Here is a 13,259-nt window from a genome sequence, read left to right as displayed (position 1 = left end):
CGGCCGGGAGTCAGGGTGTCTCCTGTTCGGGTCCCAGGGGGACGGCATGCGCGGCGTGGACACGATTCTGGCTCTTGTGGTCCTGGCCACCCTTGTGGCGACCTTCGCCCGCCGGTGGCGTATCCCGGCACCGTCCCTGCTGGTCGTGGCCGGTCTGGCCGTAGCCCTGCTGCCCGGGACCCCCGACATCGAGATCAGCCCGGAGACGATCGGTCTGGTCGTGCTGCCGCCCCTGCTGTACGCGAGCGCCGAGGAACTGTCATGGCGCGAGCTGAAGGCCGTGTGGAAGCCCGTCGGCATCCTGTCCGTCGGACTGGTACTGGCCTCGGCGGCGGCCGTCGGCTGGGTCGCCTCCCAGGTCACGCCCCTGTCATGGCAGATGGCCCTGGTGCTGGGCGCGGTGCTCGCCAGCACCGACCCGGTCGCCGTGACCGCGCTGGGCCGGCGCCTGTCCCTCCCGCCGAAGGTTCAGGTCCTGGTCCAGGCGGAGAGCCTGTTCAACGACGCGACCTCGCTGGTGCTGTTCCGGGTCGCGGTGAGCGTGGCGGTGGCGTCGGCGGCGACCGGCTGGGGCCCGGCGGGCGGCGAGTTCGTCGTGCTCGCGGGCGGCGGCACGCTCATCGGCGCCGCGGTCGCCGCGGTGGTCGCGCTGATCCGCCGCCGCACCGAGGACCCGGTGCTGGAGACGGTGATCTCTCTGGTGACGCCGTACGCCGCGTATGTCCTCGCGGAGGGGGCGCACACGTCCGGTGTCACCTCGGTCGTGGTGGCGGGGGTCGTCCTGGGCGGGCGCGGCGACCGGCTCACCAACGCCCGCATCCGCCTCCAACTGCACGCCGTCTACGGCACGGTGGTGTTCCTGCTGGAGAGCGTGGTGTTCTCGCTCATCGGCCTGGCCCTGCCCGCGCAGGTCCGCGCGCTGGACGACGGAGACCGCGCCTGGCCCCTCTACGCCCTTGCGGTGGCCGCCACCCTGATCGCCGTACGGCTGCTGTGGCTGGCCCCGCTGTCGGCGGTCGTCCAGCGCAAGGGCGGCATCCAGCGGATGAACTGGCGGGTGCCGCTGGTGCTGACCTGGGCCGGCACCCGGGGAGTCGTCCCGCTCGCGGCGGCACTGTCCATCCCGGAGACCACGAAGGCTGGCGCCGCCCTTGCGGACCGTCCGCTGATCCTGGTCCTGACCACGTCCGTGGTGGTCGTCACCCTCGTCGTCCAGGGCTTCACCCTCGCCCCCGTCGTGCGCCGCTCCGGCATCGCCCTGGAGCCCGACCACACCGAGCGCGAGGAAGCCGCCGCCCGCTGCCGACTGGCCGACGCGGGCATCCGCCGCCTGGACGAACTCGCCGAACTCGACGCAGCCCCTAACGTCGTCCTGGACCGCCTGCGCCGCGGCCTCACCGCCCGCCTCGACGACGCCCGCGACCGTCTCGACGAGGACACCGGCGGGTCCGGGTCGGCGGACCTGGTCTACCGGCAGCTGCGGCGGGATCTCATCGGTGTGGAGGCGGTGGAACTCCAGCGGCTCTACGACGACCACGCGATCAGCGATGTGACGCGCCGTCGGCTTCAGCGGTCCTTGGACTTGGAGGAGGCCCGGTTGGCGGATGTGTGACGCCGAGAGGGTCGTCGGTCGGGTGCGGCTGGTCGCGCAGTTGCACGCGCCCCTGAGGGGCCTCAGTCGAACTCGGTGAAAAGGGGCCGCAAACCCAGCACGGTCAGCGAGAGCGCCGCGATCAGCAGGCCGGCCCCCCGTAAGGATCCCGTCAGGATTCGCCCGTACGACGTCAGAGCTCCGTCAGTGGCGGGCGCCGGACCGTGCACGGGCGCCTAGCGTCAGCGACATGCGACGTCTCGACGACCGGTGGGTCCGGGCCGGTGACCGCCACTGGCGTGGCAGCGCCCGGCTCGCTTCGAGCTGCGCCGCGCTGTTCGGCACCATGTCGCTGCTGATCGACTGGGACGCGGGCAGTCTGTCCCTCCCGCGCGCCCTGCTGTGGCTCGGACTGTCGGCCGCCCTGTTCACCGTCCTGCTCCCGGCCCGGGTGACGGCGGGCGCCGGCTGGCTGGCGGTACGGAGCCCGTGGCACCGGCAGATGGTACGCACGGATGCGCTCACGACCGTACGGCGATACGGCGGCGTCTCGTCCCCTCTGGTCCTGCACGACGCCCACGGACACCGCCTGGAACTGGACCCCCGCGTCCTCGCCGCCAACCCTCTGATCTGGCACGAACTCGACACGGGTGTGCGACGTTCCATCGAGCGTGGCACGCTGCTGCACGGCACGGACGTGCTGAGGCGGCTCGGGCAGCGCATCGACGAGGAGACGATGCGGGGCGTGCTCAGGGAGTCGGGGCTTCAGTGACCGCGTCGACACTGAAGCCGACCTGTCCACCCTGCGGGAACGCGCCGAGGCGGGGGACGCCGATGCCGCCGCCGAACTCGTCCAGCTCGCCTCGGAGTTCAACGACCTCGACGAGCTGCGCCGTCTCGCCGCCCGGGGCAACACCACCGCCGCCGAACAACTCGCGGAACTCACCGCCGACTGCCGACACCAGCGCTAACGGAAGCGTTCCCGGAGAATCTCCCGGGCGGCCCGGGCGCCGGAGGCCAGGGCTCCCTGGACAGAGCCCGTGGCCCGGTGATCGCCGCACACGTGGCGTCCCGGCCCCACCCGGGTGGTCCGGCTCAGTGGCAGCGGCGGCGTCATGACCGGCAGTGCGTCGGTGATCGTACGGACGGTCAGGAGGTCCCATCCCGCGGTGTCCGTCCCGTACGCCTCGGCCAGCGCGGCCCGTACGGTCCCTTCCCGCCCGTCGGCGTCCCCGCCGAGCACGGAGGTCGCCACGAGGGCGTAGCCGTCCGGGGCGTGTCCCGGCACCACCTCGCTCAGGACACAGGTGTTCAGGAACCGGCGACCTTCGTCGACGAGGAGCGTCGGCTCGGAGAGCGGCGACCGCGGTGCCACGTGGTAGTACGTGGTCACCACACGGCAGTCGGGCACCTTCAGGCCGGGCAGCAGCCGTCCCGCCGGGCCGGGGCCGGTGGCCACCACGACCGTCCGCGCGGGCAGTTCCTGTCCGCCGTCCGTCACGGCGCCGTCGTCCGTGAGGGCGCGCACGGCGGTCTCCAGGCGGACCGTGCCCGCGGGCAGCGCGGCGGCGAGTGCTGCGGGGACGGCGCCGATTCCGGCGCCCGGCAGACACAGAGTGCCGCGGAGCATGCTCCGCCAGACGAGGTGGAAGAACCGGCTCGAGGTCTCCAGCTCGTCCTCCAGGAAGACCCCGGACAGGAACGGCCGGAAGAAGCGTTCGACGAACTCCGCGGAGAATCCGGCATCGGCCAGGGCAGTGCGGGTGGTCCGGTCCCGCGCCGCCTTGACCCGGCTGACCGGGCCGACCAGGTCGCGGGCTGTGAGCAGGCCGAGCGCCGCGAGGTCACGGGGACCGGCGAGCCGTCCGGGCAGCAGCGTCGACCAGGCGTGCGGACGCCGGGTGGGGTCCTGGAAGCGCAGGGTGCCCTGCCCGGCGGTGTGCACCAGGACGCCGGCCGTGAACGGCCGCAGGTGCAGTTCCCGCAGCTCCAGCCTGCGGCGCACCTGCGGATAGGAAGTGTTGAACACCTGGAAGCCCCGGTCCACGACAAAACCGTCGACCCGGTCGGAGCGCATCCGGCCGCCCACCGCGTCGGACGCCTCCACGACCTGGACGTCCAGCCCGGCAGCCAGGAGGTCCCGCGCACAGGCCAGTCCGGCGACACCTGCGCCGATGACCAGGACGTCGGGGATGTTCGGGGACGCGGGCACGTAAGCCTCCTTGTCGGGTATTGCGGCGCCGGGGCAGATGCGGCGCCAGTCGCCGTACGGACACCGACTCCTTCCGTCCGCACGCCACCCTCGGATGCGCCGAACACCCGACCGGCCCCGCGAGAACGAGTGTCGGCAACGGGCTCTCCGCGCAGGCGGGGCGATCGACGGTGCTGCGGGGGCCGATCCTGAAGTCGGGGCACGCGGCCGGTCGGCAGGGCTGCACGTCTCGGCGTACACCGCGCGCGAGCACCTCACGGCGGTGTTCGCCCGGTTCGGCGTCAGCCTCCGCGGGGAACTGATCGCCGCGGTGCTCGCCCCGAAAGGCCGCTGAACCAACCGGTCGGAGGTATCGCGTCACCGCAGCCGGTGGTCTACGGCAGGCCAGGCCGCGTTTCCCCCTCGGAGCCCGGGCCTCTCGGCGCTGTCAGGGCCCCAGGCCCGCGCCGAGGCCTTCGCGCGCCACGCCTTCCCTTCCGAGACCGCTTCCTGTCGCGGTTGAACCGGCCGGGCAGAGGATCGATCCTGAAGTCATGGTGCAGCACGATGCCACGGCGATCGTCGACGCGCGGGGTGTGGTGCGGGCCTGGAGCGACGGCGCCCGCGACCTGGTGGGATATACGGTCGAGGAGGTGGTGAACCGTCCGGCCCACGAACTGCTGGTCGACGACATCGGAGCCGACACGGTCGCGAACCTGTCCGGCGTCGCCGTGCTGCGCCACCGCGATGGCTCGCCCGTCCCCCTCGCACTCAGCGCCTGCGCCCTGATCGACGAAAGCGGAGAGCGGTCCGCGTACGTGATCACCGCCGATCCCGCCGGCAGGCCGGAACCCACTCTGGCGGGCCAGGCCTTCCAGCAGGCGTCCCTGCCCATGTCGGTCTTCGACACCACCCAGCATTACGTGCGGCTCAACGACAGGGCCTGCCGCATCATGGGCGTGCCGGAGGAGGCGCTGCTGGGACAGCACTTTCCGGAGAGCGTGGAGGATCGCCCGGCGCATCGCGGCTGGCTTGATCATCTGCGGCAGGTCGTCGACACAGGCCGTCCGGTCCGCTACGAGAGCTTCACCGGAGCCCCCGCCCTGAACCGGGAGCACTCCTGGACCACCGACATGTGGCCCCTGCGGGATGCTCACGGCGAGGTCCACGCCGTCGGCATCGCGTCGTTCGACAGCACCGAGCAGTACTGGGCCCGGCAACGTCTCGCCCTGCTGAACGAGGCCGGGGCCTCCATCGGCACCACCCTGGACGTGGTGCGCACCGCCGAGGAGCTGGTCGAGCTGCTCGTGCCCCGGTACGCGGACTTCGCCAGTGTCGACCTGCTGGAGTGGGTCTTCCAGGCGGAGGGCCTCCCCGACATTCCGGCGCGGGAGATCGTCCTGCGCAGAGTCGCCCACGGCTCGGGCACGAAGGGGACGCCCGAGGCCGCCGTACATGTCGGTGACACCGACACCTATTCGCCGCTTTCCCCGCCGGCGAAGGCGCTGCGATCCGGGCGGGCCGCGGTCAGTCAGGCCGGCGAGCCGGACTTCGTGCGCTGGGTCGCCGCGCGCAACGCGCGCGCCCCCGCGGGCAGGGCCTATCGCGAGGGCGCCCACTCGATGCTCGCCGCGCCGCTGCGGGCACGCGGCACCACCCTGGGCGTGGTCGTCGCCGTACGGATCGCCAACCCGGAAGACTTCGGCGAGGACGACACCGTCCTCGCCGAGGATCTCGCCAGCCGGGCCGCCGTATGCATAGACAATGCCCGACGCTTCGCCCGGGAACGTGCCACGGCCCTGGCCCTCCAGCACAGCCTGCTGCCCCGGGGGCTGCCCGGACAGGCTGCCGTCGAGGTGGCCCATCGCTATGTGCCCTCGGATTCGCTGGCCGGTATCGGCGGCGACTGGTTCGACGTGATCCCGCTGTCCGGCAGCCGGGTCGCCCTGGTCGTCGGGGACGTCGTCGGGCACGGCATTCCCTCGACGGCGACGATGGGCCGCCTGTGCACCGCCGTCCGCACACTCGCCGACGTCGACCTGCCACCGGACGAACTCCTCACCCATCTCGACGACCTCGTCACCCATCTGGCCTCCGACGAGAGCGGCGAGGTCGCCGAACTCGGCGCGACCTGCCTGTACGCCGTCTACGATCCGGTCTCACGGCACCTGAACCTCGCGGCGGCCGGCCATCCACCGCCCGCGCTGCTGCTGCCCGACGGCAGCGCGGCCCTGGTGGAGATGACCGCCGGCCCGCCCCTCGGCGTCGGCGGCCTGCCCTTCGAGGCGACGGAGCTGGACCTGCCGGCGGGCTCGGTGCTCGCCCTCTACACCGACGGTCTGATCGAGGACCGCGACCGCGACGTCGATCACGCCACCGCCGCGTTGTGCCGGGCGCTGTCCGCGCCGGCGGAGACCCTCGACACGCTGTGCGACGGCGTGCTCAAGGCGGTGCTGCCGGAGGAGCCCGGCGACGACGTCGCACTGCTGCTGGCCCGCACTCGGGCGCTGGGCACGGATCACGTCGCCACCTGGGACATCACACCGGACCCCGAGCACGTGGCCGCGGCCCGCCAGGCGGCCACCGAGCAGCTGAGTGCCTGGGGACTGGACGAGGCTGCGTTCGTCACGGAACTGGTCGTCAGCGAACTGGTCACCAACGCCATCCGGTACGGGGCACCGCCCGTCCAGCTCCGGCTGATCCGCGACCGCGCCCTCATCTGCGAGGTCTCCGACGGCAGTTCCACCTCACCGCATCTGCGCCGGGCGCACGCCTTCGACGAGGGCGGCCGCGGGCTGCTGCTGGTCGCCCAGCTCACCCGTCGCTGGGGCAGCCGGCAGACCGGGCGAGGCAAGACGATCTGGGCCGAGCAGCCGCTGCCGTCCTCCGAGACCTTCCGGTGAAGGGGTTTCCGGCGACCGTCCGGTGAACGGGGTGCCAAGGCCCTGCGGTCGGCAGGAGACCGCAACCACGACCTGCTCCGCCGTCGGCGGTGAGGCGGCGCCCCGACAGCGGATCCAGATCCCGTGCGTCCGGATGCCCTCTCGTGGTCGTTCGGTCGGAGGTCGGGGCCGGTCAGCCCGGTGAAGTGGGGTAGGTGCCCGGGCAGCAGAGGTGGCATCGCCGGTCACGCCACCGTGAAGTCGGCCGCCTTGGGGTTCAGGGTCGTGTCGCCGTTCTTGGCGGTGACGAGAACGGCCACGTGCCACTGGCCTCGCGGGGAGTCGTCGGCACCGGTGAGAGCGACCTTGTACGTGCACTGCTCGGTGTCGTCGCCCGAGGGCTTGCAGACGGCCGACTCCGTGGCAGCCATGTCCTTGGCGGTCAGCGCCTTCTTCGCGAAGGTCGAGTTCGCCGGCCAGGCCAGCACCTTGACGCTCTTGAGCCCGGAGGACGCCGTGACGTCGGTGGTGAAGGTCAGCGAGCCGTTACGGGCGCCGTCGGGGGCGATGTAGTGGGCCGTGCTGTGCGTCAGCGCCGGAGGCTGGTTCTGGGCGTGTACGACGGTGAAGGCACCGGCACCGCCGAGGACGAGGCCACCGGCGATCACGGACAGAACGACACGACGCGACATGAGATTCCCTGGCTTGATGAGGTGGATCGGACCGGCGCTCTCGTCGGCGCCGTGCATCCATCCTGGCCGCCGGGCGGGCCCGAAGTATGAGTACGCCTACTCAACTCCCCCTGGGTCATGACGACATGGAGCCACCCCGGGTTCGCCTGGCCGCCACCGGCCCCGGCCGAGCACGCCGACAGTTGAAGGCGCGCGGCGCGCTGCACTCACCACACCGCCTCTCCGGGAACCAGGTCTGCATGCTTCATGGCCTGTTGGACGATGACGGGTTTCCTGCGAGCAGGGACTGACGGACCGGCAGACAATGAAGCAAGGCCGTCAGGATGATTCCCTGACGACGAGCTTCGTGCGGAGGATGACATGGCGCCAGGCCTCGGACTGGTCCTCCATCTCCTCCATCAGCAGTCTGACCATGGCCCGCCCCATCTCCTCCAGCGGCTGCCGCACGGTGGTCAGGCGCGGCTCGGTGCGCTGAGCCAGCGGAAAGTCGTCGAAACCGACGACCGCGACATCCTCGGGTACCCGTCGTCCGGTCGCGCGCAGTGCGCTCAGTGCCCCGGCCGCCGTGGTGTCCGACGCCGCGAGGACGGCGTCGATCTCGGGATGGCGGGTGAGGAGTTCCACCATCGCGCGTCGACCGCTCTCCTCGGAGAAGTCACTCTCCGCGACCCGGGACCGTGACGTCTTCAGGCCTGCCTGCGCCAGCGCGTCCTGGTAACCGCGCAGGCGGCACTGCGCGACGTACATGTCCAATGGCCCCGTGATGGTGGCGATCGCAGTGCGACCTTGTTTCACGAGGTGGGACACGGCGTCACGGGCACCGCCCACATTGTCGGCGTCGACGTAGCTGACGTACTCGTCGCCCGAGCGGCGCCCCAGTAGAACGGTCGGCAACCGTGCCTGGGCCAGCATGTCCGGCAGTCTGTCGTCCGCGTGCACCGACATCAGCAGGACTCCGTCGACCCGCCCGCCCCGGGCGTACTCGAGGAAACGCTGCCGCTCCGTCTCCGAGCGGATCAGGGTCAACATCAGCTGCATCCCGGTGTCCGCCAGGGCGTCGCCGAGCGAGCGGACGATCTCCGAGAAGAACGGCTCCGCGAACTGCCTCCAGTCCGGCTCGGTCAGCACGAGTGCCACGGCGTCCGCACGCTGCCCGGCCAGGGACCGGGCCGCGAGATTGGGTACGTACCCCAGTTCTTCGACGGCTCGCTGCACGGCTTGGCGTGTCGACTCCTTCACGCCGGCCGCGTTGTTGATGACCCGGGAGACCGTGCCCCGTCCCACCCCTGCGTGGGCGGCCACCTCTTCCAGGGTCGGCGCTCCAGGTCGCCGCCTGGCCATGAGCACCTCCCCCGCGCGTGAGATCACCGATCTTACGGGGCGGAGGACTCCGGCACATGCCTTCCGCACATGATCGACGTGAAGAGGGATCTCGACAGCAGGGCGACGGCGGCAGCCCTGGGCGCATCCGTCCCCACTCTCGAAAAGACGGTCACTGCACGGGCCTTGACACCGTCTCGCGCAGCGGCAAAGAATTCCCGCTGCAAACACCGCAATGAAACGATTCAAAGACGGCGTCCCCCGCGACTATCTCCCTCTCCCGGCCGTCAGGATGCCCCGCACCCGCACCGCACCGTCACAGCAGGAGCCCGCATGTCCTCTGTATCGCGTCGATCCATCCTGCGCTCGGCCATAGCCGTGGCGCTCGCACCCACCCTCGGCTCGGCGCTCCTGCCGGGACTCGCTCCCACAGCGTCCGCCGCCGTCTCCTGGACCGCGAAATGGATCTGGGCTCCCACCAGTTCGACGAACCAATGGGTGGCGTTCCGCAGATCGTTCACGCTGAGTTCCACCCCGTCGAAGGCCGTGACGCAGATCGCGGCGGACTCCAAGTACTGGCTGTGGGTCAACGGCGCGCTCGTCGTCTTCGACGGTCAGCTCAAGCGCGGCCCCAACCGGACCGGCACCTACTACGACGAGATAGACCTGGCCCCGTACCTGAGGAGCGGCAGCAACACGGTGGCGCTGCTGGTGTGGTACTTCGGCAAGCAGGGCTTCTCGCACAGCAGCAGCGGCAGCGGCGGTCTGCTGTTCCAGTCCGACATCACCACCGGTTCGACCACCACCCGGGTCGTCAGTGACACCAGCTGGAAGCACACCGTCCACCCGGGCTACTCCAACAACACCAGCGGTACCCAGGTCAACTTCCGCCTGCCCGAGTCGAACGTCTACTACGACGCCCGCAACGCCGCCGCCCTGACGGGCTGGGAGTCGACCGGCTTCAACGACAGCGCGTGGAGCGCCCCGACCGACTTCGGAGCCGCGGGCACCGCACCCTGGAACGATCTCGTGCAGCGACCGGTCCCGCAGTTCCGCTACTCGGGCCTGAGGTCCTACAGCAATGCGGCATCGCTGCCGTCCACAGGGCAGGGCGCCACCGCCATCACCGCCACCTTGCCCTCGAACCTGCAGGTCACGCCGTATCTGAAGGTGGACGCCCCGGCCGGCGCGGCGATCGGCATGCAGACCGACCACTACGCCGACGGTGACGGCCTGACCGGCCTCACCCCTGGGCAGGAGAACAACGTCCGCGCCACCTACGTCTGCACCGGCGGGGTCCAGGAGTTCGAGGCGCTGGCCTGGATGAGCGGCACGGCGGTGAAGTACACCATCCCCACGGGTGTCACCGTCCTGGATCTGAAGTACCGGGAGTCCGGCTACGACACCGACTTCGCCGGATCGTTCAGCAGCAGTGAGGCCTTCTTCGACACCCTGTGGGGCAAGGCGGCGCGCACGATGTACGTCAACATGCGCGACAACTACATGGACTGTCCCACCCGCGAGCGTGCCCAGTGGTGGGGCGACGTGGTCAACCAGCTCAAGGAGGGCTTCTACACCTTCGACACCCGCTCCCACGCTCTCGGCGCCAAGGCCATCGCCCAGCTGGCCGCCTGGCAGAAGCCGGGCGGCCAGCTGTACTCGCCGATCCCCTCCACCATCTGGACCGCCGAACTGCCCGTCCAGATGCTCGCCTCGGTGTGGGCCTTCGGCACGTACCACCTCTACACGGGCAACGCCGACGCGGTCTCCGGCACCTACCCGGCGGTGAAGGCGTACCTGAACCTGTGGAGCCTGGACTCGGCCGGGCTGGTCAGCCACCGCGCCGGGGACTGGGACTGGGAGGACTGGGGCAGCAACATCGACGCCCGCGTCCTGGACAACTGCTGGTACTACCTGGCTCTCGGCACGGCCATCACCCTCGCCGGCCTCAGCGGCAACAGCGGCGACGTCGCCTCCTGGCAGGCCAAGCGCGACAGCATCAAGGCCAACTTCGACAGCGTCCTGTGGAACACCTCCAGGAACGAATACCGCTCCCCCGGTTACAACGGCGACACCGACGACCGCGCCAACGGCCTGGCCGTCGTGGCCGGCCTCGCGCCCGCCTCCCGCTACCGGGCGATCACCGAGGTCCTGCGCACCCACCTCAACGCCAGCCCCTACATGGAGTTCTACGTCCTGGAAGCGCTCTACCTCATGGGGGCCGCCACCGTCGCCGAGGAGCGGATGCGCAACCGCTACGCCGCCCAGGTCGCCGATCCCGCCTGCTACACCCTGTGGGAGATATGGGACAAGTCTGGCGGCACCGACAACCACGCCTGGAACGGCGGCCCGCTGTACGTCATGTCCGCCTACGCCGCCGGCGTCCGTCCCACCAAGCCCGGCTGGGAGACGTACGACGTCGTCCCGCAGACCGGCACCCTGACGAAGATCAGCACGGTCACGCCGACCGTCAAGGGCGACATCCGCCTCGGCATCACCCGTGACGGCTCCCAGTTCACCCTGGCCCTCACCTCCCCCGGCGCGACGACCGCGCGGGTGGGTGTTCCGACGTACGGCGGCTCCTCACCGGTCATCAAGGCCAATGGCACCACCGTGTTCACGGGCGGCGCTTCCACCGGCAGCGTCCCGGGGCTGAGCTACGCGAGCAAGGACTCCTCGTACGTCTACTTCACGCTCCAGCCCGGCACATGGACCTTCACGGTCACGGGCGCCGGCCGCCTCGACAACCTCGCCCTGGGACGGCCCGTCGCCAGCAACAGCAGCCTGGAGAACAGCGACTGGGGCAAGAACCGGCTCACCGACGGCAAGCTCACCAGTGTGGGCGGCGCGAAGGGCTACACCAGCATCGACTTCCCCTCCGCCGACGTCAGCGCGAACCCCGTCTGGGTCGAGGTCGACCTCGGGGCCGACACCGATCTCGACGCCGTACGGCTCTTTCCTCGCACCGACACCCCTGCGGTCGGCAGCGGCACGGCGGGATTCCCCGTCGACTTCACCATCCAGACCCGCCCCGACGGGTCCGGCACCTACACCACCGTCCGCACGGTGACGGCCGAGCCCAACCCGGGCGGACTCGTGCAGACGTACGGCTTCAGAACGACGACCGCCCGCTATGTGCGTCTCCAGGCCACGAAGCTCGGGACCCCTCCCGTCGACGAGACCACCAAGTACCGCCTCCAGCTCGCCGAACTCACCGTCCCCACCGCCGCGACGACCGTCACCGCCACCTACACGCTGGAGAACGGCGACTGGGGCAAGACCCGGCTCCTCGACGGCACCCTCACCAGCGTGGCCGGCTCCAGGGGTTTCACCAGCATCGACTTCTCCTCGGCCGACGTCAGCGGCACGCCTCTGTGGATCGAGGTCGACCTCGGCGCCGACCGGGCCATCGGATCGGTCACCCTCCACCCCCGCACCGACACAGGCGCCTCGGGCGGGGGCACGGCGGGCTTCCCGGTCGACTTCACGTTCCAGACCCGTGTCGACGGGGGCACCACCTACACCACCGCCCGCACCGTCACCGGTGAGCCCAACCCCAACGGAGCCGCCCAGACCTACACCCTCACCTCCGCGAACGGCCGCTATGTACGCCTGAAGGTCACGAAGCTCGGCAAGCCCGCCTCCGACGAGAGCAGCAGGTACCGTCTCCAGCTCGCCGAGATCCGTATCAGGTAGCGGCCGTGCCGAAGGGGGCGGTGGGTGGTCCACCGCGGCCCAGCCGCCCCCGACGCCGTCAGACCGGTGAGGGCTCCGGGACACCCTTGGCAACTGCCTTCGACTGAGTGCCAGTTGACCTGTTGAGGTCCTTCCGTGAGCGTGGCGTCAGACGTTCTGGCAGGCCTTGGCTTTGAACTCCGCTATGGGGACGGTGACTGCGGATTCGTCGCCGTTGTCCGAGATGGTGTTGTAGCGGACCTTCCCCGGGGTGAGCCGGTCCCGGTCGGCCTGGGTGAAGGAAACATTGCCTGATGACCACGAGTTGTCCTTGGTCCAGCCGTAGAAGGCGTACGTGGTCCTGGCGTTGAGCGGAGTCAGGGATCTGGTCGCGGTCCAGCCGACGGCAGGAGAATCGAGGGTCCAGGTGGCGAGACCGGCTCTGAGGGGACGGTCGGCGGTCCATGAACCCACCGTCACATCCTTGTCGACGTCGTCACTGTCCGCGTAGAGGGTCGCGCCGTCGATCTTGTGGCCGCAGACCATCATGACGCCGAGCAGATGGCCGTCGCCGGTCACAGAGATCCCGGCGACGGCATCGACGGGAACCGTGCACCCCGAGGTTGCGGCCAGGGCCACGCCGACCGCGAGGGCAGCCCCGAAGCGCCGGAATACTGGCCGTGAAGCGATCGACCACATGCCCAGCCCCCTGCCCGGAGGCACGCTTGAGCCCCCTGTCCCCGAATGGTAGAGAGCAAGCGGCGTAGCGCCGTAGCCCTGACACCCACCCGTTGCGAACTCGTTGTTGCCTCTGATCGGCGGCATGTGGAACGAATGCGGCCAAGGGCAGCGCTGCTCGGCCCCAGTCGGGGCGGCTCCAACTGGCTCCGCTGAGAGGGGCGTTCGGA

General features: G+C 70.5%; 9 protein-coding genes. 4 read left to right on the top strand and 5 right to left on the bottom strand.

Annotation, left to right across the window (positions count from 1 at the left end):
* Positions 1-46: 46 nt before the first annotated feature.
* A complete protein-coding gene (locus H295_RS0133795; protein ID WP_020139788.1) occupies positions 47-1,612 on the top strand; it encodes a Na+/H+ antiporter in 1,566 nt (521 codons plus the stop codon).
* Positions 1,613-1,841: 229 nt separating this feature from the next.
* Entirely contained in the window at positions 1,842-2,363 is a 522-nt protein-coding gene (locus H295_RS0133785; RefSeq protein WP_020139787.1) for a hypothetical protein, read from the top strand.
* Here H295_RS0133785 and H295_RS0133780 read toward each other — a convergent pair.
* Positions 2,341-2,553 (bottom strand): hypothetical protein, encoded by a 213-nt coding sequence (locus tag H295_RS0133780; RefSeq protein ID WP_020139786.1) that lies wholly within the window; start codon positions 2,551-2,553, stop codon positions 2,341-2,343. The two genes, H295_RS0133785 and H295_RS0133780, sit on opposite strands and share 23 nt — an antisense overlap.
* Before the next feature lie 5 nt (positions 2,554-2,558).
* On the bottom strand, positions 2,559-3,803 hold the full coding sequence (locus H295_RS0133775; RefSeq protein WP_020139785.1) for an NAD(P)/FAD-dependent oxidoreductase: 1,245 nt from the start codon (positions 3,801-3,803) through the stop codon (positions 2,559-2,561).
* 533 nt (positions 3,804-4,336) lie between these two features.
* On the opposite strand from H295_RS0133775, the gene H295_RS0133770 reads away from it, so the two are divergent.
* Positions 4,337-6,685 (top strand): SpoIIE family protein phosphatase, encoded by a 2,349-nt coding sequence (locus H295_RS0133770; protein WP_020139784.1) that lies wholly within the window; start codon positions 4,337-4,339, stop codon positions 6,683-6,685.
* A 224-nt stretch (positions 6,686-6,909) separates the two neighbouring features.
* Here the strand turns inward: H295_RS0133770 and H295_RS0133765 are convergent, their stop codons facing one another.
* Both H295_RS0133765 and H295_RS0133760 read right to left on the bottom strand, forming a co-directional pair.
* Complete coding sequence (locus tag H295_RS0133765; RefSeq protein WP_028809995.1) at positions 6,910-7,356, bottom strand: DUF5707 domain-containing protein; 447 nt, start codon at positions 7,354-7,356, stop codon at positions 6,910-6,912.
* Between the two features lie 318 nt (positions 7,357-7,674).
* Entirely contained in the window at positions 7,675-8,697 is a 1,023-nt protein-coding gene (locus tag H295_RS0133760) for a LacI family DNA-binding transcriptional regulator (protein WP_028809994.1), read from the bottom strand.
* A 312-nt stretch (positions 8,698-9,009) separates the two neighbouring features.
* On the opposite strand from H295_RS0133760, the gene H295_RS0133755 reads away from it, so the two are divergent.
* Positions 9,010-12,372, top strand: coding sequence for a discoidin domain-containing protein (locus H295_RS0133755; RefSeq protein WP_028809993.1), 3,363 nt, complete (start codon positions 9,010-9,012; stop codon positions 12,370-12,372).
* A gap of 147 nt (positions 12,373-12,519) precedes the next feature.
* Here the strand turns inward: H295_RS0133755 and H295_RS0133750 are convergent, their stop codons facing one another.
* The gene (locus H295_RS0133750) at positions 12,520-13,050 is read right to left on the bottom strand and encodes a hypothetical protein (RefSeq protein ID WP_234021743.1); all 531 of its coding nucleotides are present in this window, start codon (positions 13,048-13,050) and stop codon (positions 12,520-12,522) included.
* Positions 13,051-13,259 lie beyond the last annotated feature (209 nt).

The organism is Streptomyces sp. 351MFTsu5.1 (genome assembly GCF_000383655.1).
GTDB classification, from domain to species: domain Bacteria; phylum Actinomycetota; class Actinomycetes; order Streptomycetales; family Streptomycetaceae; genus Streptomyces; species Streptomyces griseorubiginosus.
This window is presented reverse-complemented; position numbering and strand designations above follow the sequence as displayed.